We start from the raw sequence: 25,284 nt of genomic DNA, 5'->3' as shown, positions 1-25,284 counted from the left end.
AATATTTTATGTATGTTTTAATTATAAATCGTGCCAATATACGTATTTTATAGACGCTTTCGCTTTCCGTTAAAAGGTTTTTTCATGTTTTTATCAACAAAGAACAGCTGCGAAAAGGTTAATAAATTGAATGTTAATTTTTTTGATTTTGCCGAGTTTTTTTGTCTATTAGCTAAAAGTAGTCCTAATTCTAATTAATTAGGGTATAGTTTTTGCCTACTTGTAGTTGTTTTACTATTTTTAATTGAAGAAAGAGAGAAGTATGGATGATAATTTTTCACCTCGGGTTAAAGATGTTATAGCATATAGTAAAGAAGAGGCCTTACGTTTAGGTCATGACTTTATTGGCACAGAACATCTTATGCTCGGACTTTTGCGTGACGGAAACGGAAAAGCTATAGACATTTTAACTGCATTAAGCATAGACCTTGATCATTTAAGGAGAAAAGTAGAAATATTAAGCCCCTCAAACCCTGGAACTAATGTAGCTGCGAACGACAAACGCAACTTGCATCTCACCAGACAAGCAGAAAGAGCATTAAAAACTACTTTTCTGGAGGCCAAACTATTTCAAAGTTCGTCGATCAATACAGCTCACTTATTACTTTGTATCTTAAGGAATGAAAACGACCCGACCACAAAGTTGCTAAATAAGCTTAAAATCGATTATGACAACGTTAAAGAACAATTCAAGCTTATGATTACCAGTGATGACGATTTTATAGATTCGCCAACATCCGAATCGTTTTCAGACGAAACGGGTGCAGGAGAAGAAGGAAGGGACAATCCTTTTGGCGGTACGGGAAGTACCCCTAAATCAAACAAAAAGTCCAAAACCCCGGTCCTTGACAATTTTGGAAGGGACCTTACCCAACTGGCCGAGGAGGACAAATTGGACCCAGTTGTTGGAAGGGAAAAAGAAATTGAAAGGGTTTCTCAAATATTAAGTCGAAGAAAGAAAAACAACCCATTGCTTATTGGCGAACCGGGTGTTGGTAAAAGTGCCATTGCCGAAGGCTTGGCACTCCGTATTGTTAAAAAGAAAGTTTCAAGGATACTCTACAACAAGCGCGTTGTAACGCTTGATTTGGCTTCGTTGGTTGCCGGCACAAAATACCGCGGCCAGTTTGAGGAGCGTATGAAAGCCGTAATGAACGAACTTGAAAAGAACGACGATATTATTCTTTTTATAGACGAGATACACACCATTGTAGGCGCCGGTGGTGCCACTGGAAGCCTCGATGCTTCCAATATGTTCAAACCGGCCCTGGCGCGGGGCGAAATTCAATGCATCGGTGCCACCACTTTGGATGAATACAGACAGTATATTGAAAAAGACGGCGCCTTGGAAAGACGCTTCCAAAAAGTAATCGTAGAACCTACTTCGGTAGAAGAAACCATTGAAATACTTCATAATATTAAAGATAAATATGAAGAACACCACAATGTAATCTATACCGAAGAGGCCATTGTATCGTGCGTTAAGCTAACCAATAGGTACTTAACCGATCGTTTCTTGCCCGATAAGGCCATTGATGCTTTAGACGAAGCCGGATCCCGTGTCCATATAACCAACATGGAAGTTCCAAAACAAATCCTAGAGCTCGAAAAACAGCTGGAAGATGTAAAAGAACTGAAAAATTCCGTAGTCAAAAAGCAAAAATACGAGGAGGCCGCTAAATTAAGGGACGACGAAAAACGTTTGGAAAAAGAATTAACGCAGGCGCAGGACCAATGGGAAGAAGAAAGCAAGCTCCACAGGGAAACCGTTACGGACGAAAGCGTGGCCGACGTGGTTTCCATGATGAGCGGGGTTCCCGTAACCCGTATAGCGCAGGCAGAAAGCTCTAAATTGGCCGAACTGCCCAAACTCATAAAAGGAAAAGTTATTGGTCAGGACGAAGCGGTTGCCAAGGTTGTAAAAGCAATACAGCGTAACCGTGCCGGGCTTAAAGATCCCGACAAACCAATTGGCTCGTTTATATTTTTAGGGCAAACAGGGGTTGGAAAAACCCAATTGGCTAAAGTGTTGGCCAATAAATTGTTCGATTCGGACGACGCCTTAATTAGAATCGACATGAGCGAATACATGGAAAAATTTGCCGTGTCGAGATTAATAGGAGCACCTCCGGGATATGTAGGCTACGAAGAAGGCGGTCAGCTTACCGAAAAAGTAAGAAGAAAACCTTATGCCGTTATTCTCCTCGACGAGGTAGAAAAAGCACACCCCGATGTGTTTAACATGTTGCTTCAGGTTTTAGACGACGGTTACATTACCGATAGCCTGGGAAGAAAAATAGATTTCAGGAACACCATCATTATAATGACCTCCAACATTGGTGCGCGTCAATTAAAAGATTTCGGTCAAGGAGTTGGTTTTGGAACTTCAGCTAAAAAGGCACAGGCCGATGAGCACTCTAGAAGTGTTATCGAAAATGCCCTTAAAAAAGCTTTTGCTCCAGAATTCTTAAACCGAATTGACGATGTTGTCGTGTTCAATCCATTGGAAAAAGAAGATATCCACAAGATTATCGATATCGAACTGGAAAAACTTTACCTGCGGATTGAAGGCCTGGGTTATCATTTAAAGCTAACCGATAAGGCCAAAGACTACATAGCCGATAAAGGTTTCGACAAGCAATATGGGGCAAGGCCGTTAAAAAGGGCCATTCAAAAATATATTGAAGATGCCCTGGCGGAAGAAATTATTACTTCCAAGTTAACTGAAGGCGATAGTATTTTAATGGACCTAATTTCTGAAAAGGAAGAACTTACCATTACTATCGAGAAAGCAGAAAAATCTGCTGAATCGTAAACATTAAAATAATTCCAAATATTAAAGCGTGCGGTATTAATTATCGCACGTTTTTTTATTTAATTTTATCCGCTCTAAAATTCTTCTTAACTTAGAAGTGAATCAAATTAAAATAAATGAGTAAAACGATCATTGGTAGCCAAGAATGGGTATCATTACCAGAACTAGAGATTCCAACCATAAAAGTAAGGGTAGACAGCGGTGCCAAAACTTCTGCCCTACACGCTGTTAACATCCAGCCCTTTCAGAGGAATAACGAAACTTGGGTTACCTTTGACGTATACCCTATTCAGCATAACGGTAAAAAGGTTATTCATTGCGAGGCCGTTGTTATAGACAAGCGTGTTATAAAAAGCTCTACCGGAAACCGCGAGAATAGGTACATAATTAAAACTACGCTCAATATAAACGACACCACTTGGGATATTGAAGTTTCCTTGACCAATAGAGACAGTATGGGCTACCGCATGCTCCTTGGAAGGGAAGCCATGATGGGGAGATTGATTGTAGATCCAGAAAGCAGTTTTATTTTTGGCGACCTAAGCGATGAAGATGTAAACAAACGCTACAAGGCCAATGTGCAAAATCAAGGAGGCTTAAAAATTGGATTACTGGCCAGCAACCCCAATTTATATAGTAACCGGAGGATTATTGAAGCCGGAGAACGCATGGGGCACGAAGTCGAGTTTTTCAATATCCGGCAATGTTATATGAAACTGGATGCAGAAACGCCGGAAATACATTACCGTGGTGGAAAGATTTTAAACGATCTCGACGCCATAATCCCGAGAATCAGGCCGAGCATGACCTATTACGGATGCTCACTGGCCAGGCATTTCGAGTCTATACATATAGCCTGCCTTAACAAAGCCGAAGCCATTAGGCAGTCCCGGGACAAGCTATTTTCGTTGCAATTGCTCCTTAAAAACGGCGTAAGCATTCCCACGACAGGGTTTGCAAACTCCCCGCTAGATACCAATGACCTAATAAAAATGGTTGGCGGTTCGCCCCTGATTATAAAACTCTTGGAAGGCACCCAGGGAAAAGGCGTCGTGCTGGCCGAAACAAAGAAAGCGGCCGAAAGTGTTATTAACGCCTTTAAAAGTCTTAATGCATACATTCTTGTCCAAGAATTTATAAAAGAAGCTAACGGCAAAGATATCCGTTGTTTTGTTATTGACGGAAAAGTAGTTGCGGCCATGCAACGGGAAGCACCTCCGGGAGAATTTAGGGCAAACATGCACCTTGGCGGAACGGCATCGTTAATCAAGTTAACATCGGCCGAGAAAAAGATTGCCGTAAAAGCCACCAAAGCCATGGGACTGGACGTAGCCGGAGTAGACATTATACGTTCTTCCAAAGGCCCGCTCCTATTGGAAGTAAATTCGTCGCCAGGTTTGGAAGGGATCGAAACCGCTACCGACATAGACATTGCAGGGCTCATGATAAAATCTATTGAAAAAAAATTGAACTGGAAAGCTAAAAAATAACATATAACCATTATCTTTTTTTAAGCACCACATCAATTTATCTAATAAAAATGTAGTTAATCTAATATTTAAAAGGCCACTACAATTTGCTTTGGAAATAGCGTAATTTTGCCACATGAATGCACTTACTTCCAAGCATCGGTTAATAAAATCATATACGCTGGATTTTGGGTATATAGAGATTTACCCCAATTTTGCCATTGGCTCTATGAATGATGGTATAGACCTTACGTTGGAAAATATTTCATCATTGGCCTCATTGGCCGAAATACATTACCGAAACAAAAACTTTGGGTACATTTCCTTAAGAAAAAATTCGTATGCCATAGACCCCGCTTTGTATGCATATATCAAAGAGGTCGAAAACCTAAAGGCCGTAGCCATTGTTTCTACCAAAGAAATATTTAAGCACAATTATAAAATAGAAAAATATTTTTACGGAAAAGAAATGAAACTTTTCCGAAATATTGAGAATGCCATTCAATGGGTTCATGTCAATTGCAATGACCAATAATGTTTTCCCCTGCTTACTCATTCCCGAAACGATTGTGACGCTCGTGATAGTGCAGAGACAAGCGTCATAACTTAAACCTAATACTTCCGGAGCTTCGGCTTTGAAGCTTCATTTCTTCTTCACTACACCTCAAAAATTAGATTTCAAATTAATTAAATTTTATGGCAATACATAAAAAAGAATAATATCAGATAAAATAATATGCTTTGTATCAAAAAATAACTTCAGAAAAACAAAAACCCTGCAACCAAATGGTTGCAGGGTTTTTGTGATCGCGCCAGGATTCGAACCTGGGACCGTCTGCTTAGAAGGCAGATGCTCTATCCAACTGAGCTACGCGACCATTGTGAATTGAGATGGCCATACCTCAAGCGTGACGACCTCCATCTTTTGTCGGGGTGGTCACGCCTCAAGCGCGACGACCTCCATCTTTTGTCGGGGTGGCAGGATTCGAACCTGCGACCTCCGCGTCCCAAACGCGGCGCGATAACCGGGCTACGCTACACCCCGAAGGTGTTAAGTTAAATCGGCAAGAAACCTTTTTATTCCTCGTTTTTTAACTTTTCTTTTCAGTTTCATAGCTTCTGCTATGCTTGAAACTGGTATTATTTTTATCAACTTCCAAGGCACTCCCCTTTTGGTCGATTTCACCAAGCCCCGATTGTGCCTGATTATTCTTTTTTCAATGTTTTCGGTTTGCCCAGCATAATATTGCGAAATACCTTCGCTGAACAATATATAAACCACATAATCCATTCTTCATTTCATATGTTTGGGGTGGTCACGCCTCAAGCGTGACGACCTCCGCATCCCAAACGCGGCGCGATAACCGGGCTACGCTACATCCGAAATTTTTTCGGTTTTAAAATAAATAACATCGAAAAATAAAAGCGGAGAGACAGGGATTCGAACCCTGGCGACAGTTACCCGCCGACAGATTAGCAATCTGCTCCGTTACCACTCCGGCACCTCTCCAATTCTTTATATTAATTATGAACGTGCAACCTAAAATTGCGGATGCAAATGTAGTAGTTCATCTAGAACAATGCAACTATTTTTTTAATTATTTTTAAAGTAAAAAAGTACTTTCCTAGCTACCAATAAAATACTACTCCGGATATTCTATTCGCAAATGGTATATATTTGTCAATTTTTGTTTTAGCACCTTTTTTATTTGTTCTATTTCCTTAAAAGTAATATTTGCATTTAAAAACTGACCTTCGTCTATTTGCTTTGTAACAATTTTTTCTACAAAATCGTTAATAATCGTGAACGTGGGGTTTTTTAAACTTTTAGATGCTGCTTCAACCGAATCCGACATCATCAATATTGCTGTTTCCTTTGAATACGGAATGGGGCCCGGATATTGAAAATCTTCTTTTGAAACATCTTCGTTTAAATCGTAAGCCTTTCTGTAAAAATAATAAACCAAGGACGTCCCGTGGTGGGTACGTATAAAATCGATTACCCGATCGGGCAAATTATTTTTCTTTGCCAATTCAATCCCCTCAATAACATGATCGATGATAATTTTGGCACTTTCTTCGGGTGATAGCTCGTTGTGGGGATTTACACTTGTAGTCTGGTTTTCGGTAAAATAAGTTGGATTGTTCATTTTCCCTATATCGTGATACAATGCCCCTACCCTTACCAACATAGAGTTTGCCCCAATTTCATTGGCTGCTGCTTCCGCTAGGTTTGCCACTTGCAGGGAATGATGAAAGGTTCCCGGTGCTTTGTCGGATAATTCTTTTAACAATTTGGAATTCGTATCGGATAATTCCAATAAAGAAACATCAGACACCAATGAAAACAATTTTTCGTAAATGTAAATCAATGGAAATGCGGCCAGCGTTGCTAACCCGTTCAATACAAACAACCCAAATGTTATCCAATGTATGTTTTCAAAATTTCCTTCATGGATCACATAAAATGCAAAATACGCTATAATGTACACCAAGGTAATCTGTGCTACCGATATAAACAGATTGGCTCTTTTATGCAGTTCGGAAATAGTTTGAATGGTTACGATCCCCGCAATAATTTGAAGAAAAACATATTCAAAACTATTAGGCACGATAAAGCCTAACAACAACACGGTTAAAACATGCGTGAACAAGCCCAGCCGTGGGTCGAAGAATGCTTTTAATATCAAGGGCATGATACACAACGGAACGACATACACATAATCTACATTAAACTTAACTACCGTGGTTGTTAAGAATATCATCACCAAAATATTAAAGAAAATAAATGTTACCTTATTGTTGTTTATAAATACCTCTTGACGGTATTTTTGCAAAAACAACAGCAACATAAACAGTGTAATCCCCACCAAAATGGTATACCCGAATACAATCCAGTTATAATTACTTTCATTCCACAGTTTAGACTGGTATTCTTTCCGGAGGGAACTTAAAATATTGTATTTTTCGCCTTCTACAACTTCGCCTTTGGCAATAATCCGTTTTCCTTTATCTATGTTCCCCCTTGTGGTTGTTACCTTTGCCAGTTCACGTTCTAATGTTTTCGCGGTAAGTACTTCATCAAAGAAGACATTTGGTTGAATAATATCAAAATAGAGGCTGTTGTATTGAGATTTATATTCGGTAAGCCCTTTTTCTTTTATAAAAGTGCTTATTAACCGGTCTATTTGATTTAGTTTAACAAAACTTCCATATAAAACCGTTCTTTCTTCATTTCTCTTAACCACATTCACAACGCTATCGTCTGTATAATCAGAGTTAAACTGTACAACCCCTTTTTCATATATGGTATTAAGCAGTTCCTGCCCATATGAATATAACCGATCCCTTTCGCTCTTACCGTAATCATCCGAAGGGAAATATGAGTTAAACTTTTCGTCGAAACCGTTGTAAACGGCATCTGTTATGGCATCTTCATACCTAAAATAATCAGGATGGTTGGCCTGTATGGCTTCTTTGTCTTTTTTTATTTCCGCATCGGTTTTATATATGGCAAAATCGAATGGCGCGTATAAAGTTTCATATTGCCACAATTTTCCTTTTTGAAAATCATATTTAAATTTCCCTCCTTTTGGGAAAAGGTAAACTATCAAAACAATAGTGGCTATAAATAAAAATCCTTTATAAACTATAGATTGATTTTTATATAAGTTGTCTAAAAATCGCTTCATTTAACAGGGTATTGATATTCAAATGTAACAAAAAATAGTATCCTTATTGATATTTATTAAAAAGGAAGTTCTTGTGAATATCTTTTTAAATTAACTAAATTCGCAACAATAAAACGAGTATTATGAACAAAGTTGTAATTGTATCGGCTGCCAGAACCCCCATAGGAAGCTTTTTGGGCTCTCTATCTACGGTGCCTGCGCCTAAATTGGGTGCTGTTGCTATTCGTGGGGCTCTTGACAAAATAAACCTGGCCCCTACTTTGGTTGAGGAAGTATTGATGGGAAATGTAGTGCAAGCAGGAGAAGGGCAAGCCCCGGCAAGGCAAGCCGCCATTTTTGCCGGAATACCAAACACGGTTCCATGTACCACGGTCAACAAAGTTTGTGCCAGCGGCATGAAGGCTATTATGCAAGGTGCGCAGGCTATTGCCCTGGGAGATGCATCTATTGTTGTAGCTGGAGGAATGGAAAACATGAGCCTTATCCCTCATTACGTACATATGCGACAAGGAACAAAATTTGGCCCCGGCCAATTAATCGACGGGCTCCAAAAAGATGGACTTGTAGATGCATACGACCAAAATGCAATGGGCGTATGTGCCGATGCATGTGCCACAAAATACAAGTTTACACGTGAAGATCAGGATGCATTTGCCATTCAATCATACAAAAGGTCTGCCAAAGCATGGGAAGAAGGAAAATTTGCCAATGAAGTTGTTCCCGTGGAAGTCCCTCAACGCCGTGGTGAACCCATTCTATTTAAGGAAGATGAAGAATACAAAAATGTAAAGCTCGATAAAATACCGTCATTAAGACCTGCATTTACAAAAGAAGGAACGGTAACGGCAGCCAATGCCTCTACCATAAACGACGGTGCCGGAGCAGTGGTATTAATGAGCGGGGAAAAGGCCAAGGAATTAGGGTTAAAACCATTGGCCACTATTTTAAGCCATGCAGATACCGCTCAAGAGCCGGAATGGTTTACCACGGCCCCAGCAAAAGCATTGCCAAAAGCGCTTGATAAAGCCGGACTGAAACTAAATGATATTGATTTCTTTGAGTTTAACGAAGCTTTTTCGGTAGTGGGTCTCGCCAATATGAAAATTTTAGGGCTTACAGACGATAAGGTAAACGTAAACGGAGGTGCTGTGTCCCTCGGGCATCCATTGGGGTGCTCCGGAGTGCGTATCTTGATTACCCTACTAAGCGTTTTAGAACAAAATAACGCTAAAAAAGGTGCCGCGGCCATTTGTAACGGCGGCGGTGGTGCTTCGGCCATTGTAATTGAAAGAAATTAATATTTATACCTAATCATCAGCTAAATGCAATATGGAATTTGTCATCTAAGTATCGTTCCTTTACGTAATGAACCCCAACATATAGGCGAACTTAGCTCACAAGTGCTTTATGGCGACCATTTTAAAGTACTGGAACGCAGAAAACAATGGAGTAAAATACGCTTGGCATTCGACAAATACGAAGGGTGGATAGAGAATACCCAATACCAGCTTATAGATGAAGAACTATACCATATTGTAGAAAAGGAAGAACTTGTATTGTCTGCCGATTTAGTTGAATTTGTATACGACAATCAAAATAACCTGCTCCCCATTCCTTTGGGCTGCAACGTAAAGGCTACCAAACACCTTTCCGGGAGTTTCGACGGTGAAACAAAACAAGGCGTCTTGCCAAAAGAAAATATTATCGAGACTGCTTATCTGTACCTCAATACTCCTTATTTATGGGGCGGAAAAACACCTTTTGGAATCGATAGCTCCGGGTTTGCACAAATGGTATACAAACTAAACGGCCATAAATTGTTAAGGAATGCAGCCCAGCAGGCATCGCAAGGTGAAGCTTTAAGCTTTATTGAAGAAAGTGAGCCCGGCGACCTTGCTTTTTTTGATGATGATGAAGGCAGTATTATCCACGTTGGTATTATTATGATAGATAATTACATTATCCATGCCCATGGAAAAGTTAGGATAGACCGCATTGACCATACCGGGATCTTTAATGTAGATACCAAAACACATTCGCATAAATTGCGGGTCATAAAAAAAATAATATAAACTTATTAAAAGCCACTGTCCAAAATATAATGAACAGTGGCTTTAGTTTTTATTTATCCACTATAATTTTATCTATTTTATTCAATTCTGTTTTGGTAAACTTTATATTCTTTATAGCTTCTAGGTTATCCTTTAGCTGAGACACCCTGCTCGCACCAATCAATACCGATGTTACCCGCGCATCCTTTAGCAACCAGGCTATTGCCATTTGTGCCAGACTTTGGCCCCGGGCTTCGGCTATATCGTTGAGCTTTTGTATTTTTTCAACAAGTTCGGGTTTTATGCGCGAAGCGTCCAGATAACTCCCTTCGGTAGCGGCCCGCGAATCTTTTGGGATCCCTCCGAGGTATTTTGATGTTAAAATTCCTTGTTCGAGCGGAGAAAACACGATACTGCCAATGCCCACCTCGTCCAAGGTGTCCAAAAGGCCGTTTTCTACCCAACGGTCCATCATATTGTACCTTGGTTGATGAATCAAGAACGGTGTGCCCTGTTCTTTTAATATTTTTGCCGCTTTTTTGGTATCGGTGGCGTTGTATTGAGATATTCCAACATATAATGCCTTTCCCTGCCGTACTATTTGGTCCAGGGCGCCCATGGTTTCTTCCAATGGCGTATTTGGGTCGGGCCGGTGATGATAAAAAATATCCACATAGTCCAGTTTCATTCTTTTTAAAGACTGGTCCAAACTGGAAATTAAATATTTGCGGGACCCAAAATTTCCATAAGGCCCGGGCCACATATCCCAGCCTGCCTTTGTAGAGATAATGAGCTCGTCTCTGTATTTTTTAAAGTCGCGTTTAAATATTTTGCCAAAATTCTTCTCGGCAGAACCATATGGGGGGCCATAATTGTTGGCAAGGTCGAAATGTGTAATTCCATGGTCGAAAGCAGTACGCAATAGCTTTGCGGCATTGTCAAAATCGTCGTTATCGCCAAAGTTGTGCCATAATCCCAACGATAACAGCGGCAGGTCTATTCCGCTTTTTCCGCAGCGGCGGTATTGCATTTGTTCGTATCGGTTTTCGGCGGGTTTGTATTTTTTCATTTAATATAGGTTTTCTTGAGACATAAAATTAACATAAATGTACAAGACTACTGCCATGCACCGGCACAAATGCCATTAAAATCAACATTTTTTAATGTTTTCGGCATAAATCCAACATATTTCAACCAAACGGCAAAAAGCGCCAGCTATATAGAGCCAAGCGCTTTTAAACCTAACAAAAAACCTAAATTTTAACTCATCGAGTGAGCATTAAAGCCCAACTGCTCCCATTGGTACGGGAGCGAATGGGCTATTAACCAAAAAAACTTATCTTTCAGTACTACTTACGTAACAAGTTGGAGGTCGGTTTTATTTTTTTGCACAAAAATTTTCTATGGCCGGGCCCGTTACTGTTTTTTGGCAGCATGTTGTACAATAAAAGCCGGGAAGTAAAGTTTTTTATAGGTTTTGTACGGATGCCAAACAGAAAAACATCCCTATGGTTTAATTATGTATTTACATTAACTATTGTATTTTAGCAGTATAAATTTTCATCAGTATGAATCCTTCTGCGCAAGGCTGGATCGATAAATATGGCTCAATAGTAAAAAAGAAGGAAATTCTTTATCCTTCTGCCGAGGTTTTGTACACAGAAATGAGAAAACTTGGCTTTATTTACGGTGCCAATGTGGATATTCCGGGTATTTTACAGTCCAACAACGATCTCTCTGAAGATGAAATGGCAAAGGTTAACCTGCTCACGGCTTTGCATGGCACTTACCAGTTTTATTGCGCCGATGGCGGCAATTTTACAGATTTTTTAAACGATGTCCTGCTTTTTTATGATGACCTTGAGGCCGAAAAGATTTCTTTTATAGACAATCTGTTTACGGGGAAGAAACCAAGTGCAAGATTGGAAAAAATCGTGCACAACCGCGTGCATATACTCGATAACCTGCTTACCAAAAATTTTAGCAAAATACTTACCAATTCGCTCCTGTATGTAGACGTTTTGATGTACACCAAACACCTAAACGGACACAAAAACCTACGCCCGCATGCCAAAAAAATGGAAAGTATCCTTATTAACCTGGCATACCACGCCATTAACGCCAAACAGGAAAAAACCGAGAACGATAACCAACTGCTCAAGCTTTTTAACGCATCGTTGCTGTACAACAATGTAGAAGACGAACAATTTGACGGTACCTACCGGGATAAATTGAAAGGTGATTTCTCTTTGCCCGAAAAAAAATACTTTATAGACATGGTATGCCTGGCCGCTTGGGAAGATCACTCGGTAGATTACAAGGAATCTGAATTTATCTTTGGCACCGGCAAAGATTTAAGGCTCGACGACAACATGGTAACAGAATCCATAAACCATGTGAGCATTTTTTTTGAAAAATACAAAGACCGCGTATCGCTTTTTAAGAGCGCGCACCCCATTATGCAGTTTTTTGACAATTCGCATACGTTGGTAAAACGATTGATAAAAAGAAACAGCAAACGCTTGGTAAAAGAGCTTACCGAAAGCAAGGAACTTATCTATTTACTGGGAAAATCTACCACTACCGATCTCTCTGACGAGGAACGCAGGAAAATAAAGGAACAATTGCTGGACATTTTTAAATCCATTCCGTCCTTGGCCATTTTTGCACTGCCCGGCGGGGCCATATTGCTCCCTATTTTTATAAAATTGATACCAAAGCTCCTTCCCTCTGCCTTTGACGATAACCGTATAGACGAAGAATAGCTTTGGCACAATTTTTTGCCCCACTGCCACAAAATTGTGCACGGGGCCACATATGTAGGCTAACTATTAACTTTTTACCCTTTTATCCAGCGATTCCAATAATTGCGGATGCTCTTTTAGCTGAATTTCGGCAACAACATAAAAACTATGCATCCACCGATTTAATTTGTCAAAAATTTTGTTGCGGTCCTTGGTAGCATCCTCTTTTACACCCTTTATTTCTATATAATCGATGTATTTGTTCTTTAACAGCGTTACATAATCTATAGCGCTTATAATATCTTCTTTTTTGATGCCAATGCCGGCAATCTTTTTTTGCAAAGCCGTAGAAGTGTACAAAGTTTCGTAAAACTGCGCTACCGAATCTTGCCACTGTGCATATTTTGAAGGAACCGGCCTGTTTATCCCCAGCTCGTCCATTGCGTTGCCATCTTCTTCAAAAACTATCTTGGCCTTGGCGCGTTGCTCCTTATAAAACTCGGTAACTTGTTTTTTTAGGCGTTTAAATTCGCTGGAAGCCGCAGAAAGCTCGATGCTTTTACGTGTTTGGTTCCTAGTTGCATCTTCTGTGCCTTTTAGCAGCACTTTTCCTTCGTTTATCTTCTTCTCGTCGTAACCAGATAACATCATGGCCTCTTTTTATGTAGTTTGATTTTTCTACGTTTTGCAATGCTATACCGTATTGCATCAATTTTCCCATAAGGGTGTTCTTTCCTTTCATAATATCCTATTTTTGAAATTCTGCGGACAACATAAAATATAATCTATAATAAAAATTATAAATTCTCTTAAAAAACACGAAATACATTAAAATTAATGTATTGATATACACCAATTTTTAGGTGTATAGTCGTAATAAAATTCTTATTTTGATGATTTTTGAAGAATTTTAAACAAAAAATGAAGTATCTAGGAAGAAATTGTAAAATACCCTACGGAAAAGAATTTAGATACTATTTTTTTGAAGATTGCCATCCCTTTTCAAACCCTATAAAGCGGTTTTAAATGATGCCATATCAATTTTAATAAATGTGCTACCCTATTCAGCTTTTTTACACATTGCGGCACCCATCATCTATTCCTTTCAGATCTTTTTTACCTTTATTGATGAAAGTAGACCTACAAGGTCAAACAAAAGACCTTGCAGGAGTTTATGGTTTTATATTTGGCTTTTTTCCACACCTACGCATCTACCTTCCATCTTTTTCAATTTTCTTTTATCTTTTTAAACTTTATTACACGTTTTTGCACCCAACATCCATTTTTTTCAACTTTATTGCACACATTTTTAGCCGAGTTCTATCTTTTTCAAAAAAAATAGACAGCATAGCATCTGTCTGATTCCTTTTCAGAAAAAAAGAAACAACTGTTTGTCAATTACTAATAAATATTGCTAAAAATTGACGGGATTTCTATTGTGTCTTGTCCACAAACGAAAAAATGGCGTCTACAAAGGCTTTATTGTTTTCAAAATACAAAATATGGCCCCCGTTTATGCTAACTACCTCTTGATTTGGAAATTTAAATGCCTTGTAGTGGTCTACCCCAATGGCATGGTCCTTTTTTCCCGTAATTATCAATACAGGGCAGGAAATATTGGGCGTAATGGTGGTATAATCTTTTAAATAAGCATCGATACGCAATGCATTTTGAGCAAATTGGTAGGTACTTGGACTGGTAAGGTCTACACTGTCTACTTTTTTTACGTTTTCTTCTATGTCGGACAGTCTTTTATAACCCAATCCCTCTTCGTTGAGCTGTTTGGTGGCTTCTATAAAGGTGGGGAACACGTCTTCTGGACCCGATGCGGTAAAATTGGTACCCAAAAGGCTATTTATATAATCGGTTTGCCCGTTTACCGAATATAAAAGGTTTAATGTGGAGTTTGCAAGTATTAACCCCTTAACGTGCTGCGGGTATTTGGCTGCATAGTTTACCGCCAAGATGCCCCCAAAGGAGTGCGACAGGATATATACCTTTTCGGTGCCAAGGTTTTGCCTTACTTGCTCGATATCGTCTACCATGCTGTCCAGCGAATAATCGTTATCGGCCGGATTTCCCGATCGCCCGCACCCACGCTGGTCTAAATAGATCATGGAGAGCTGCTCTTCGAGCTTGTTCCCGCCAAGGTCCTCAAACGATTTGCTCCAGGCCCCGGGCCCGCCGTGAACAAAGATACAAACGGGGCCCTTGCCCGCTTTTTTTACGTACAACCGTACACCACTGGTAGTTGTTATGTAATTTTGTGCCTCTTTAACGGGATCAATGCCGTTTTGTGCAGGCAATGCCGTAACTATGAGCACTAAAAATGCGATAGCGATAAAAAATGTATGCTTCATGGTATAAAAAATAACTGTACGTAAAGAAAATTATTGGTCAATGGTCTTCTTGCGCCTGTATATAAGTGCCAATAACAGGATTCCTACCCCGATACCCATAAAAAGGCCCCGAAAAATATCGGACACGGGTACAAACCTGTCTGCTATGGAAGGGATGGAAAGAAAAAAGATACCGATAATGATAAAATAAAGGGTGCGGTTTGCAGTTTTTTGCATTTGTAGTATGTTTTAGATTGGTTTTTGATTGATTTTCCGGTTAAAGTTACAAAAAAGTTAATGATCCCCCTGTACAAATCGATCCACGGGAACCTTTTTTATAAAGAAAACCCCGCCTGTTCTACGTAAAAGGGGGGCGCACGCCCATATAACCCTGTATGTTGTGCAAACGGCGGGCAACCATGCTAGCTCAACCAGTCCTTAAAGTCTTTAACGCGCTCTCGGCTTACAATAATCTCCTGCTCGTTAAAATGATGGAGCTTAACCTGTAGGCGCGCATTGGAATAACTAATAATATCCTTCACCGCATCTACATTGATAAAAAACTTACGGCTTACCCGAAAGAACTTTTCGGGATGAAGCTCTTCCTGTAACGCGTCCAAGCTTGTCTCCAGCAAATAGCTACGGTTCTCGTTGGTATGCAGGTAGGTGCCTTTGTTCTCGCTGTAAAAACAAACCACATCGTTAATGGGCACAAGCTTGATATGCTGGCCCACCTTAACGGTAAAGCGCTTTTTATAGTCGCGTTCCAACGGATTTACCAGTAATTTCCTGATATCGCTAAAATCTATCTGGGCCCCATGCTGCGAAGGTTTAAATTGTTTGTATTTAACCACGGCCTTCTCTAGTTCTTCCTGGTCTATGGGCTTTAACAGGTAGTCTATGCTGTTAAGCTTGAAGGCCTGTAGGGCATACTCGTCGTAAGCAGTGGTAAATATAACGGCGCTTTGTATGTTGATGGTTTCGAAGATCTCGAAAGAAAGGCCATCGGACAGTTGTATGTCGAGAAAAATAAGTTCCGGGTGCCCGTTTTTGGAAAACCATTGAACGGACTCTTCTACCGAGTGCAGTATCTGGTCTACGTTAACACCCAGCTGCTCCAACATTCTGCGCAACCGTCTTGCCGATGGTGCCTCGTCTTCTATAATAATTACATTCATTGTTATTGTTTGTTATTCCCAGCGTTTTTCTTGCTGCACGTCTTTCTTTATATAACGCTGTATTTGTTTTTGTTCCCACTCCCTGGTAAAAAAGTAATCTTTCCACAGTGCATGCCACCCATGTATCAAGAGCCCTATTCCCCAGAAAAAAAAGGTTATAAAAGTTGTGTAATGCCAAAAACTCTCCCCTTTGTTTGAGGTATCTATGTATACGCTTACAAATATGTAGCTGTTTACAATAATAAATATTGCCAAATGCCAGTAAAAGCTTTTTAGCTCGGTTACTTTTTTCTTGGCCTTTCTGTATTTTTCGCTTTCAGATACTTCCATGACATATTTGTTTTATTCCCACCGGGACGATTTGTAATCTTCTTCCTCTTTTTCCATGAATTCCTTGATTTTTCGTTCTTCCCACTCTTTGGAAAAGGCAGGGTTCCAACCAAATACCTTTGCTGCGTGAAAAAGAAGCCCGAGGCCCCACCAGCATGTAACCCACAGAAACCATGCGTAAGACAAACCGTTTGTCCAATAATTTATTATAAATAAAAATATATTGACAATAATATAGGACGTTAAGTTGTTGTAAAACTTTTTCATTGCCTCCACACGTTCTTTTGCGCGCAGGTACTTATTTTGCTTTTCTGTATTTTCCATGGCCGTCTCTACTTTTAAATATCTTTTTCCATTAGTTCCTTGATTTTTCTTTCTTCCCACCGTTTGCCCCACAATGGGTTGTAGCCATAGGCTTCCATTGCATGCATTAATATCCCGAAGCCCCAGCCCAGCGTTGGAAATATAATCCATGGAAAACTGGTTGTTTGGTAGTTAAGCCATGCAAGGCAGGGTATTACAATTATATAGGCGGTTAAATTGCCATAAAAACCCTTAATGGCGTCTACGCGCTCCTTGGCACGCTTGTAACGCTTGTCCCGTATGTAATCTTCTTGTATTGTCATTGTTGAAATTTGTTTGGTTAACATAGGTATTTTTACACTAAATTGTTCTGTATCCTGTTCTATAAGTACTTTTCTGGTTGTTAGCAAGTTGTAGCGCTGTTTAATGTTGAACAGGCCAACGCCGCTGCTTTTTTTAACTACTTCTTTAGGTTGCAACCGGTTGCTTATTACCAAATAACCGTGGTCTTGGTATATATTGATCTGCAATGGCTTTTTAGGGTTTACCTGATTGTGCTTTACGGCGTTTTCGAGCAATAACTGCAAGGATAGGGGCACTACTTTGGCCTCGTTCTCCAGTAATCCTTCAGAAACATTAAAGATAATACTGTCTTCAAACCGCATTTTAAGCAAGCTCATGTAGGTATTGGAGAAACTTATCTCCTCGGCCACCGTTACCAGCTCTTTGTTCTTTTGTTCCAGTACATACCTGTATACTTTGGAGAGGGCGGTGGTAAATTTTTGGGCGGCATCCGGGTTCTCGTCGATCAAACTTGTAAGTACATTTAAACTATTGAACAAAAAATGGGGGTCCAGTTGGTTCTTTAAGGCATCAAACTGTGCCGTGGCCCTTCCAGCAATTACTTTTTGCTCCTTTACCTTAGATTCTTGCCTTTTCCGGTAGTAAAAAAAGGCCGAGAACAGTACCGCAATGATAAACGATATGACCAAAGGCTGTATGTAATCCGAAATTTCTTCGTTTGAAATAAACGTCGCAACCGATGTTCCCCCGATGACCGTTTTTATAAAAAGGTTAATAAAGAAAAGGCAGATAAAGGTTACCACGCCCGAGCCCACTAAAAAAATCCAAATGTTTTTGAGCGTATACAGCTCTTTCCCGTACCTCTTGAACAAAAGCTTTATCAAAATTGTGTTGGCGGTATACAAAACAATGGTGTAAAGCTGGTTGTACAGAAAGCTGGTTATAAAAGTGTGGTCGAATTCAACAGGAGTACCGTTTAAATAATTGATAATCCCTATAATGAGAAAAATCAATACCCCCAACGAAAATCCCCTTGCTATTTCTTTAATAATGTTCATACCCCTACGGTTTGTTAAAATGAATTTAAAGTTAATGAAAGTTTCTCTTTTTTTATTTTTTCTGAAATACATACTGCCCTGCTTACCGATGTTATCTTTTCCTTTTGAACGGCCATCGGTTTTTCTTTTTGCTGAAGTTTGCCCCCCAACAAGTTAAAGAGCAAAAGCAACATGTAATAAAGAAGTCGTATCATTTTATTTGGTTGTTTGATTAATACAGTTCAAAATTGATAAATAGCCCTCTATTTATAAAAAATGAATTACCGAGCTGTTACTTTTACGGGATGAATTGTAAAAACCCGTGACGAAGCCAAAAAAATTAAGTAGTTTTGAAAAGCTGCTAATTAGTTTTTACAATGAATAGAAGAAAATTTATCGCCCGGGGGGTACAAGTTTCTGCCCTTACAGCAGTTCCCATGGGAACTGCTATTTCCCAACAAATACCGGAAACCCTGCAAAAAGCGCAAGAAGATACCATTATCCTTCCAAAGAAGTTAAAGAAAGGAGATACGGTTGGTTTAATAGCCCCCGGATACGCCCTGTCCAGCGACGCCCTGCAAAATGCCATTACCAATGTAAAAACCATGGGTTTTGTTCCGTACCATACCCCACGGATAGAAGGTAATTTTGGTTATTTAAGCAATACCGACGAAGCCAGGGTGGCAGACTTACATGAAATGTTTTTAAACCCGGACATTGATGGCATTGTTTGCGCCAGGGGCGGATATGGCTGTACCCGCATACTTAACCAGATAAATTTTGAGCATATCCGTCAAAATCCAAAAGTATTGGTAGGCTTTAGCGATATTACCGCACTGGTAAATGCCATATACCAACAAACCGGACTGGTAACCTTTCACGGGCCGGTAGGCACCACCCTGGACAATGAGTTTAACAGGTCTCATCTGGAAGATATTATTTGCCATGCCAACAACAGCATTGCCTTAACGCCCGAAACCTATTCCAGCCAGACCGTTGCAGACGACGCAACCTTTGAGCAATATGTAATAAACTCTGGAAAAGCCACCGGTAAACTGGTGGGCGGGAACCTCTCGCTGCTATCGGCCATGACGGGAACCGAGTTTGATATAGATTATACCGATAAAATTGTTTTTATTGAAGACATAGACGAAGACCCGTACCGGATTGACAGAATGTTAACCCAATTGCTCGACTCCAAAACCTTTAAAAATGCACGCGGGATCGTGTTGGGCGTTTTTAAAGGGTGCAACGAGCCCAAACGGGTTTCTTTTAGCCTACGGGAAGTTATCCTGGACCGCATTAAGCCCTTAAATATTCCTTCCATTTACGGATTCTCCATTGGACATATTAAAAAACATTTAACCATCCCCGTAGGGATAGAAGCTACTTTGGACACTAAAAATTTCAATTTGCAATTATTGGAAAATAGTGTGGCTTCATAGTTTCCAGTATTAGGTTTTTTATCATACCTTTATATGTATGATATTCCAAACAAATAGATTAACCATTAGGGAGCTCACCATGAAAGACCTCGATCTGTTTCATAAAATGCAGAACGACCAAACAGTGATGCGCTATATTGGAGGGAAAATCTTTAGCCTTGAAGAAAATAAAAAAGACCTGGAAAACATTCTAAACTTTTATAAAAACCCGAAGAACGATTTTTGGGTTTGGGCCATTACCATTAAAGATAGCAACAGCTTTATTGGTACCATTGCACTGGTTAAAAACGAAAAAGAAGAATGTGAGATTGGTTACCGCTTATTAAAGGAGTATTGGAAACAAGGCTTTGGAAAGGAAGTTACCAACGGACTGATAAAATATGCCTTTGAAGAAAAAAAGATAAAGGAAATTGTAGCGTATGTGGACAAAAACAATCTTACATCGGTACGGATACTGGACTCTACCTTTCGGTTTATAAAAGAAATCTACAACGAACAGGACAATTGTATTGACCGTTATTATAAACTCTCCAACTAACAATAACAACATGCATGTATTTGTATACGGCACTTTAATGCGTGGATTTTATAATACATTTGCCCAAAATTTACATACAAACGCAACATATATTGGAAAAGGCCAGGCATCTGGCAGGCTATACGACTTGGGTGCTTTTCCCGGTGCCGTTTTTGATGCTTCGGCCGATTTAAAAATTAAAGGTGAAGTCTATTACGTCGAGAAAAACGTAAAAAGCATCATGGATTCTTTAGATACTTACGAAGGCATTAACGACCCGGAATTTGATTATTACGAAAAAAGGGAAGCCATAATTTTAGTAAACAACACAAAAATCAAAGCTCTGGTATATCATTTAAAAATAGCTGTCGATACTTTTACACTTATCGAAAATGGTGATTATTTAGAATTTTTATCAAAAAAATAATTTTATTAATTAGCCACGTCGCTTATAAATTTAATCCTATACAAACGTATTTCATCGTCTTCATAATCGCCATCGAATTCTTCCATGGCCAATGAAATTTTATCATCTTCGGCTTCAATAAAATAATCGTGCAATTCTTCCTGCTGGTCTTCATCAAGGATTTCATCTATCCAGTAATCTACGTTCAATTTAGTGCCCATATACACAATCTGTTCCATTTCCTTAATCAAGTCGTCCATGGATATACCCTTGGAAGCGGCAATATCGTCTAATGGAAGCTTTCTGTCTATATTTTGGATTACGTAGAGTTTCAAGGCAGAATTTGCCCCGGTAGATTTAACTACCATATCGTCTGGCCTTATAATGTCGTTTTCTTCAACATATTTTTTTACAAAGGCAACGAATGGTTTCCCGAATTTTCTAGCTTTTCCTTCCCCAACTCCGTGGATATTAATGAGCTCGTCTATTGAAATTGGGTATTTTAAAGCCATGTCTTCCAGCGAAGGGTCCTGAAATATCACAAATGGTGGAACTTCTTGCTTTTTGGCTTCTTGTTTTCTAAGGTCTTTTAGCATTTTAAGCAATTGCTCGTCGGCTACGGCGCCACCGCTTTTTCCAGCGGTCACAATGGTGTCGTCATTGGCATCTTCATAGGTATGGTCTTCGGTCATCATAAAGGATTCCGGTTGCTTCAAAAATGCCTCCCCTCTATCTGTTACGTGCAAAACACCATATTGTTCTATTTCCTTGTGGAGCATCCCGGTAACCAATACTTGACGTATCAAGGCCATCCAATAAGCTGGGTCGTGGTCTTTTCCCGTACCAAAAAACGGACGCTCATCTGTTTTGTGGGATTTTATCAAGGCATTCACTTTCCCGACAAGGGTGTTTACAATTTCTTTTGCCTTGTATTTTTCTTTAGTACCTTTTATAACTTTCAGCAATTTAACAACATCTTCTTTTGCTTCGTGCTTTTTCTTGGGGTGCCTGATGTTATCATCCATATCGGCTCCTTCCCCATTGACATCGTCGAATTCCTCTCCAAAATAATGAAGAATGTATTTTCTTCTGGACATCGAGGTCTCGGCATAGGCAACCATATCTTGAAGCAGGGCATGGCCAATTTCCTGTTCGGCAACGGGCTTGCCGCTCATAAACTTCTCTAGTTTTTCTATGTCTTTATAAGAGTAGAATGCCAAACAATGGCCTTCGCCCCCGTCACGGCCAGCGCGACCTGTTTCCTGGTAATAACTTTCTATGCTTTTGGGAATATCGTGGTGTATTACAAACCGGACGTCGGGTTTATCTATCCCCATACCAAATGCAATGGTAGCAACCACTACATCTACATCTTCCATTAAAAACATATCCTGATGTTTGGCACGTGTTTTTGCATCGAGCCCGGCATGGTAAGGAACCGCCTTGATACCATTAACCTGGAGTGTTTGTGCAAGTTCTTCAACACGTTTCCTGCTGAGGCAATATATAATCCCGGATTTTCCTTCGTTCTGTTTTACAAAACGGATGATATCGGCATCTACATTTTTGGTTTTCGGCCTCACTTCATAATATAAATTTGGCCTGTTGAACGACGCTTTATAAACTTCGGCACTATTTACTCCTAAATTTTTCAGGATATCTTCCTGCACTTTTGGAGTTGCCGTTGCCGTTAAGGCTATAATGGGAATATCGTTGCCCAAACGCTGAATAATGGTACGTATGTTCCTGTATTCGGGCCTAAAATCATGCCCCCATTCTGAAATACAATGTGCTTCGTCTACTGCTACAAACGATATTTTAACAGTCCTCAAGAAGTCTATATATTCTTCTTTTGTCAAAGATTCGGGAGCCACATAAAGCAATTTGGTAATCCCGTTGGTAATATCCTCTTTTACTTGACGGACTTCGGTTTTGTTTAACGAAGAGTTTAAAACATGGGCAATACCCTTGTTGGAGGAAATCCCCCGAATGGCATCTACCTGATTTTTCATTAAAGCTATCAAGGGGGAAATAACGATGGCCGTGCCATCTTTAACCAGCGCAGGTAATTGGTAGCAAAGGGACTTCCCTCCGCCTGTAGGCATTATAACAAACGTATTATGGTCATTAACAATATTTTTTATGACCTTTTCTTGTAAACCTTTAAACTGACTAAATCCAAAATACTGTTTAAGCGCTGCCTGTAAGTCAATTTCAGCTGAACTCATCCTTTCGTTTTACTATTTTATATACATTTGCACTACTAAAGATACTATTAATCTTTAGTTATAACAAATTCTAAAAAAATTAAAATTTGAATACTAAAAGTGCCATCATAGCCAATGCTATCGAGGCTATAGATACAGAAAGCAATGCCATCAAAAACCTTGCCTCTTTTATAGATGAAGAATTTGCTGATGCTGTTGAGTATATATACAAATCTAATGGGAGAGTTATTATAACTGGCGTAGGAAAAAGCGCTATTATAGCAACGAAAATTGTTGCAACTTTTAATTCGACTGGCACTCCGGCAGTTTTTATGCACGCCGCCGATGCAATTCACGGAGACCTTGGGACCATCCTTAAGGACGATGTGGTTATCTGCATTTCCAAAAGCGGGAATACGGCCGAGATAAAAGTCCTTGTCCCCTTTATAAAAGAAGGCCCCAACAAGCTTATCGCCATTACTTCCAATAAAAATTCCTTTTTGGGCCAACAAGCCGATTTTGTTGTGAATGCGCATGTAGACAAAGAAGCATGCCCGCTCAACCTTGCGCCAACTACTAGTACTACCGCCCAATTGGTTATTGGAGACGCCATGGCTATTTGCTTGTTAAAACTAAAAGGCTTTAGCAGCGAAGATTTTGCAAAATACCATCCCGGTGGTGCGCTGGGGAAAAAACTTTACCTGCGCGTAAAGGACATTGCAACCATGAACCTGAAACCACAAGTTTCTGAGGATGCAGATGTTAGAGATGTTATTGTTGAAATTTCAGAAAAATTAATGGGCGTAACGGCAGTTGTAAATAAAAATAAAATTGTGGGTATCGTTACAGATGGTGATATTCGTAGAATGCTAAGAAAATATGAGCATATAAACGGATTAAAAGCTAAAGACATTATGTCAGTAAACCCAAAGACTGTCAGTTGTGATATTTTGGCAGTCGATGCGCTGGACGTAATGGACCAATATGGCATTTCGCAGCTTTTGGTAGAAAAAAACGGCTATTATTTTGGAGTAATCCATATTCATGATTTAATTAAAGAAGGTATTATATAATGACAAAAAAAATTGGTACAGGTAAAGAGGAGCAAGAAATGTCTTTTCTAGATCACCTTGAAGAATTAAGATGGCACTTAATAAGGGCCACACTGGGCGTAATTATTATTGGTATTGTTGCCTTTATTGCCAAGGATTTTATATTCGACACCATTCTCTTTGGCCCCAAAAAAGCAGATTTCCCTACCTACGAGTTCTTTTGTAACATTTCAAGGTATTTTGGCATGGACGATTCTTTTTGCCAAGGGCCACAATTTAGAATACAAAGTAGACAGATGGCCGGACAGTTTTCGGCACATATCTGGACTTCCATCTGGGCAGGCTTTATTATTGGCTTCCCTTATATTTTATGGGAATTATGGCGCTTTATAAGCCCGGGATTATATGACAATGAACGGAAAAACTCCCGCGGGTTTATCATGGTGGCCTCCTTTTTGTTTTTTACAGGTGTATTGTTTGGGTACTATGTTATCTCCCCGCTTTCAATAAATTTTCTAGCCAATTACCATGTCAGCGAAGAAGTTTTTAACGACATCGACCTGTCTTCCTATATTTCAACCATACGGGCATCGGTTATTGCGTGCGGACTTATATTTGAGTTACCCATCCTGATGTATTTCCTGACCAAAATTGGTTTGGTTACTCCCGAATTTTTAAGAAAATACCGTAAAATAGCCATTGTAATTGTGCTTATTCTATCAGCAGTTATAACACCTCCGGATGTCGCCAGTCAAATTGTGGTGTCCATACCTATTATTATTTTGTATGAAGTTAGCATTTACATTTCAAAAATAGTTCTTAAAAGAGAGGACCGTAAATTGAAAAAGATGAAAAATAAATAAGTCGTGTTTAGCAGTTTTGGCGAAGAAGGCTTGAAGGCAACATAACAATGCCCGTAATGCAATAGTTTATAATTATATAAAAACATACAAAATGGCAGATATAGTTGATGAATTCAATGCATACCGTTCTAAAATGAACGACCGCATACTGGAAGACAACAATAAGTTGATAAAGCGTATTTTTAATCTGGATACCAACGCATATATGTCCGGTGCACTGGACGTAAAAACCAAGGAACTTTTAGGCTTAGTAGCTTCGGCCGTTTTACGTTGCGACGATTGCATTAAATACCATTTGGAAACTAGCCATAAAGAAGGCCTTACCAAGGAAGAAGTGGTCGAGGCATTGGGCATTGCCACACTTGTTGGCGGTACCATTGTAATCCCTCACCTTAGAAAAGCATACGAATTTTGGGATGCGCTGGAAAACAAAGAATCCTAAACCTATATTAAATTAAAGCTGGTTAAATTCAAAATCCCTATTTTTGAACGGTACGATGTTTGAACACAAACACACCTGAACACACAATTGT

The 25,284-nt window shown here is 39.6% G+C and carries 24 protein-coding genes and 3 tRNA genes; 12 read left to right on the top strand and 15 right to left on the bottom strand.

The genetic code is table 11. From position 1 onward, the window contains the following. Window positions 1–262: 262 nt before the first annotated feature. From PSF86_RS04195 to PSF86_RS04185, 3 genes are all read left to right on the top strand, one after another. Complete coding sequence (locus PSF86_RS04195; RefSeq protein ID WP_277898870.1) at window positions 263–2,815, top strand: ATP-dependent Clp protease ATP-binding subunit; 2,553 nt, start codon at window positions 263–265, stop codon at window positions 2,813–2,815. A gap of 116 nt (window positions 2,816–2,931) precedes the next feature. Then, entirely contained in the window at window positions 2,932–4,305 is a 1,374-nt protein-coding gene (gene rimK / locus PSF86_RS04190) for a 30S ribosomal protein S6--L-glutamate ligase (protein WP_277898787.1), read from the top strand. 115 nt (window positions 4,306–4,420) lie between these two features. Continuing rightward, window positions 4,421–4,819, top strand: a complete 399-nt coding sequence (locus tag PSF86_RS04185) for an STAS/SEC14 domain-containing protein (RefSeq protein WP_277898786.1) — start codon at window positions 4,421–4,423, stop codon at window positions 4,817–4,819. Window positions 4,820–5,088: 269 nt separating this feature from the next. On the opposite strand, the gene PSF86_RS04180 is transcribed toward PSF86_RS04185, so the two are convergent. The 5 genes from PSF86_RS04180 to PSF86_RS04160 form a co-directional block, all read right to left on the bottom strand. Further along, window positions 5,089–5,162 (bottom strand) — tRNA-Arg (locus PSF86_RS04180). A 92-nt stretch (window positions 5,163–5,254) separates the two neighbouring features. Next, window positions 5,255–5,329, bottom strand: a tRNA-Pro gene (locus PSF86_RS04175). A gap of 6 nt (window positions 5,330–5,335) precedes the next feature. Then, entirely contained in the window at window positions 5,336–5,575 is a 240-nt protein-coding gene (locus PSF86_RS04170; RefSeq protein ID WP_277898785.1) for a GIY-YIG nuclease family protein, read from the bottom strand. A gap of 135 nt (window positions 5,576–5,710) precedes the next feature. Then, a tRNA-Ser gene (locus PSF86_RS04165) sits at window positions 5,711–5,794 on the bottom strand. Between the two features lie 133 nt (window positions 5,795–5,927). Next, window positions 5,928–7,976 carry an HD family phosphohydrolase gene (locus tag PSF86_RS04160; protein WP_277898784.1) on the bottom strand — a complete coding sequence of 683 codons (2,049 nt, stop codon included), beginning with the start codon at window positions 7,974–7,976 and terminating at the stop codon, window positions 5,928–5,930. 122 nt (window positions 7,977–8,098) lie between these two features. On the opposite strand from PSF86_RS04160, the gene PSF86_RS04155 reads away from it, so the two are divergent. Further along, window positions 8,099–9,274, top strand: a complete 1,176-nt coding sequence (locus PSF86_RS04155; protein ID WP_277898783.1) for an acetyl-CoA C-acyltransferase — start codon at window positions 8,099–8,101, stop codon at window positions 9,272–9,274. Window positions 9,275–9,298: 24 nt separating this feature from the next. Further along, window positions 9,299–10,048 carry a C40 family peptidase gene (locus PSF86_RS04150; protein WP_277898782.1) on the top strand — a complete coding sequence of 250 codons (750 nt, stop codon included), beginning with the start codon at window positions 9,299–9,301 and terminating at the stop codon, window positions 10,046–10,048. Between the two features lie 49 nt (window positions 10,049–10,097). On the opposite strand, the gene mgrA is transcribed toward PSF86_RS04150, so the two are convergent. Then, window positions 10,098–11,096 carry an L-glyceraldehyde 3-phosphate reductase gene (gene mgrA / locus PSF86_RS04145; RefSeq protein WP_277898781.1) on the bottom strand — a complete coding sequence of 333 codons (999 nt, stop codon included), beginning with the start codon at window positions 11,094–11,096 and terminating at the stop codon, window positions 10,098–10,100. Between the two features lie 499 nt (window positions 11,097–11,595). On the opposite strand from mgrA, the gene PSF86_RS04140 reads away from it, so the two are divergent. Then, window positions 11,596–12,792 (top strand): LETM1-related biofilm-associated protein, encoded by a 1,197-nt coding sequence (locus PSF86_RS04140; protein ID WP_277898780.1) that lies wholly within the window; start codon window positions 11,596–11,598, stop codon window positions 12,790–12,792. Window positions 12,793–12,858: 66 nt separating this feature from the next. Here the strand turns inward: PSF86_RS04140 and PSF86_RS04135 are convergent, their stop codons facing one another. The 8 genes from PSF86_RS04135 to PSF86_RS04100 all read right to left on the bottom strand — a co-directional run bounded on the left by PSF86_RS04135 (window position 12,859) and on the right by PSF86_RS04100 (window position 18,476). Continuing rightward, the gene (locus PSF86_RS04135) at window positions 12,859–13,422 is read right to left on the bottom strand and encodes a PQLLE family protein (protein ID WP_277898779.1); all 564 of its coding nucleotides are present in this window, start codon (window positions 13,420–13,422) and stop codon (window positions 12,859–12,861) included. Window positions 13,423–14,204: 782 nt separating this feature from the next. Further along, window positions 14,205–15,131 carry an alpha/beta fold hydrolase gene (locus PSF86_RS04130; protein ID WP_277898778.1) on the bottom strand — a complete coding sequence of 309 codons (927 nt, stop codon included), beginning with the start codon at window positions 15,129–15,131 and terminating at the stop codon, window positions 14,205–14,207. 30 nt (window positions 15,132–15,161) lie between these two features. Further along, window positions 15,162–15,347: a hypothetical protein gene (locus PSF86_RS04125; RefSeq protein WP_277898777.1), complete on the bottom strand. Its 186-nt coding sequence runs from the start codon at window positions 15,345–15,347 to the stop codon at window positions 15,162–15,164. Between the two features lie 185 nt (window positions 15,348–15,532). After that, on the bottom strand, window positions 15,533–16,288 hold the full coding sequence (locus tag PSF86_RS04120; protein WP_277898776.1) for a LytR/AlgR family response regulator transcription factor: 756 nt from the start codon (window positions 16,286–16,288) through the stop codon (window positions 15,533–15,535). Between the two features lie 12 nt (window positions 16,289–16,300). Continuing rightward, window positions 16,301–16,618: a 2TM domain-containing protein gene (locus PSF86_RS04115; protein WP_277898775.1), complete on the bottom strand. Its 318-nt coding sequence runs from the start codon at window positions 16,616–16,618 to the stop codon at window positions 16,301–16,303. Window positions 16,619–16,630: 12 nt separating this feature from the next. Then, window positions 16,631–16,942, bottom strand: coding sequence for a 2TM domain-containing protein (locus PSF86_RS04110; protein ID WP_277898774.1), 312 nt, complete (start codon window positions 16,940–16,942; stop codon window positions 16,631–16,633). Window positions 16,943–16,956: 14 nt separating this feature from the next. Then, window positions 16,957–18,282 (bottom strand): 2TM domain-containing protein, encoded by a 1,326-nt coding sequence (locus tag PSF86_RS04105; protein WP_277898773.1) that lies wholly within the window; start codon window positions 18,280–18,282, stop codon window positions 16,957–16,959. A 14-nt stretch (window positions 18,283–18,296) separates the two neighbouring features. Then, window positions 18,297–18,476, bottom strand: coding sequence for a hypothetical protein (locus PSF86_RS04100; RefSeq protein ID WP_277898772.1), 180 nt, complete (start codon window positions 18,474–18,476; stop codon window positions 18,297–18,299). Between the two features lie 162 nt (window positions 18,477–18,638). Here PSF86_RS04100 and PSF86_RS04095 point away from each other — a divergent pair, with 162 nt between their 5' ends. Genes PSF86_RS04095 through PSF86_RS04085 form a run of 3 tightly spaced genes read left to right on the top strand, consistent with a single transcriptional unit; the run spans window position 18,639 to window position 20,650 of the window. Further along, entirely contained in the window at window positions 18,639–19,706 is a 1,068-nt protein-coding gene (locus PSF86_RS04095; protein ID WP_277898771.1) for a S66 peptidase family protein, read from the top strand. 37 nt (window positions 19,707–19,743) lie between these two features. After that, window positions 19,744–20,244, top strand: coding sequence for a GNAT family N-acetyltransferase (locus PSF86_RS04090; protein ID WP_277898770.1), 501 nt, complete (start codon window positions 19,744–19,746; stop codon window positions 20,242–20,244). A 10-nt stretch (window positions 20,245–20,254) separates the two neighbouring features. Next, window positions 20,255–20,650 (top strand): gamma-glutamylcyclotransferase family protein, encoded by a 396-nt coding sequence (locus PSF86_RS04085; RefSeq protein ID WP_277898769.1) that lies wholly within the window; start codon window positions 20,255–20,257, stop codon window positions 20,648–20,650. 5 nt (window positions 20,651–20,655) lie between these two features. Here the strand turns inward: PSF86_RS04085 and recQ are convergent, their stop codons facing one another. Further along, window positions 20,656–22,857 (bottom strand): DNA helicase RecQ, encoded by a 2,202-nt coding sequence (recQ, locus tag PSF86_RS04080; protein ID WP_277898768.1) that lies wholly within the window; start codon window positions 22,855–22,857, stop codon window positions 20,656–20,658. A gap of 86 nt (window positions 22,858–22,943) precedes the next feature. On the opposite strand from recQ, the gene PSF86_RS04075 reads away from it, so the two are divergent. The 3 genes from PSF86_RS04075 to PSF86_RS04065 all read left to right on the top strand — a co-directional run bounded on the left by PSF86_RS04075 (window position 22,944) and on the right by PSF86_RS04065 (window position 25,193). Beyond that, window positions 22,944–23,909: a KpsF/GutQ family sugar-phosphate isomerase gene (locus tag PSF86_RS04075; RefSeq protein WP_277898767.1), complete on the top strand. Its 966-nt coding sequence runs from the start codon at window positions 22,944–22,946 to the stop codon at window positions 23,907–23,909. Next, entirely contained in the window at window positions 23,909–24,751 is an 843-nt protein-coding gene (gene tatC, locus PSF86_RS04070) for a twin-arginine translocase subunit TatC (protein ID WP_277898766.1), read from the top strand. The genes PSF86_RS04075 and tatC overlap by 1 nt, the downstream gene beginning before the upstream one ends. 91 nt (window positions 24,752–24,842) lie before the next feature. Further along, window positions 24,843–25,193, top strand: coding sequence for a carboxymuconolactone decarboxylase family protein (locus PSF86_RS04065; RefSeq protein ID WP_277898765.1), 351 nt, complete (start codon window positions 24,843–24,845; stop codon window positions 25,191–25,193). Window positions 25,194–25,284: the final 91 nt, after the last annotated feature.

The sequence above is a fragment of the Galbibacter pacificus genome (genome assembly GCF_029603165.1).
Taxonomy (GTDB): domain Bacteria; phylum Bacteroidota; class Bacteroidia; order Flavobacteriales; family Flavobacteriaceae; genus Galbibacter; species Galbibacter pacificus.
Note: the sequence above shows the minus strand (reverse complement) of the source record. Positions and strands in the feature narration are given on the sequence as shown.

Bases quoted from the DNA above. Each gene is read 5' to 3' on its own strand.
- PSF86_RS04195 (WP_277898870.1), top strand. From the start codon at position 263: ATGGATGATAATTTTTCACCTCGGGTTAAAGATGTTATAGCATATAGT.
- rimK (WP_277898787.1), top strand. From the start codon at position 2,932: ATGAGTAAAACGATCATTGGTAGCCAAGAATGGGTATCATTACCAGAA.
- PSF86_RS04185 (WP_277898786.1), top strand. From the start codon at position 4,421: ATGAATGCACTTACTTCCAAGCATCGGTTAATAAAATCATATACGCTG.
- PSF86_RS04170 (WP_277898785.1), bottom strand. From the start codon at position 5,575: ATGGATTATGTGGTTTATATATTGTTCAGCGAAGGTATTTCGCAATAT.
- PSF86_RS04160 (WP_277898784.1), bottom strand. From the start codon at position 7,976: ATGAAGCGATTTTTAGACAACTTATATAAAAATCAATCTATAGTTTAT.
- PSF86_RS04155 (WP_277898783.1), top strand. From the start codon at position 8,099: ATGAACAAAGTTGTAATTGTATCGGCTGCCAGAACCCCCATAGGAAGC.
- PSF86_RS04150 (WP_277898782.1), top strand. From the start codon at position 9,299: ATGCAATATGGAATTTGTCATCTAAGTATCGTTCCTTTACGTAATGAA.
- mgrA (WP_277898781.1), bottom strand. From the start codon at position 11,096: ATGAAAAAATACAAACCCGCCGAAAACCGATACGAACAAATGCAATAC.
- PSF86_RS04140 (WP_277898780.1), top strand. From the start codon at position 11,596: ATGAATCCTTCTGCGCAAGGCTGGATCGATAAATATGGCTCAATAGTA.
- PSF86_RS04135 (WP_277898779.1), bottom strand. From the start codon at position 13,422: ATGATGTTATCTGGTTACGACGAGAAGAAGATAAACGAAGGAAAAGTG.
- PSF86_RS04130 (WP_277898778.1), bottom strand. From the start codon at position 15,131: ATGAAGCATACATTTTTTATCGCTATCGCATTTTTAGTGCTCATAGTT.
- PSF86_RS04125 (WP_277898777.1), bottom strand. From the start codon at position 15,347: ATGCAAAAAACTGCAAACCGCACCCTTTATTTTATCATTATCGGTATC.
- PSF86_RS04120 (WP_277898776.1), bottom strand. From the start codon at position 16,288: ATGAATGTAATTATTATAGAAGACGAGGCACCATCGGCAAGACGGTTG.
- PSF86_RS04115 (WP_277898775.1), bottom strand. From the start codon at position 16,618: ATGGAAGTATCTGAAAGCGAAAAATACAGAAAGGCCAAGAAAAAAGTA.
- PSF86_RS04110 (WP_277898774.1), bottom strand. From the start codon at position 16,942: ATGGAAAATACAGAAAAGCAAAATAAGTACCTGCGCGCAAAAGAACGT.
- PSF86_RS04105 (WP_277898773.1), bottom strand. From the start codon at position 18,282: ATGAACATTATTAAAGAAATAGCAAGGGGATTTTCGTTGGGGGTATTG.
- PSF86_RS04100 (WP_277898772.1), bottom strand. From the start codon at position 18,476: ATGATACGACTTCTTTATTACATGTTGCTTTTGCTCTTTAACTTGTTG.
- PSF86_RS04095 (WP_277898771.1), top strand. From the start codon at position 18,639: ATGAATAGAAGAAAATTTATCGCCCGGGGGGTACAAGTTTCTGCCCTT.
- PSF86_RS04090 (WP_277898770.1), top strand. From the start codon at position 19,744: ATGATATTCCAAACAAATAGATTAACCATTAGGGAGCTCACCATGAAA.
- PSF86_RS04085 (WP_277898769.1), top strand. From the start codon at position 20,255: ATGCATGTATTTGTATACGGCACTTTAATGCGTGGATTTTATAATACA.
- recQ (WP_277898768.1), bottom strand. From the start codon at position 22,857: ATGAGTTCAGCTGAAATTGACTTACAGGCAGCGCTTAAACAGTATTTT.
- tatC (WP_277898766.1), top strand. From the start codon at position 23,909: ATGACAAAAAAAATTGGTACAGGTAAAGAGGAGCAAGAAATGTCTTTT.
- PSF86_RS04065 (WP_277898765.1), top strand. From the start codon at position 24,843: ATGGCAGATATAGTTGATGAATTCAATGCATACCGTTCTAAAATGAAC.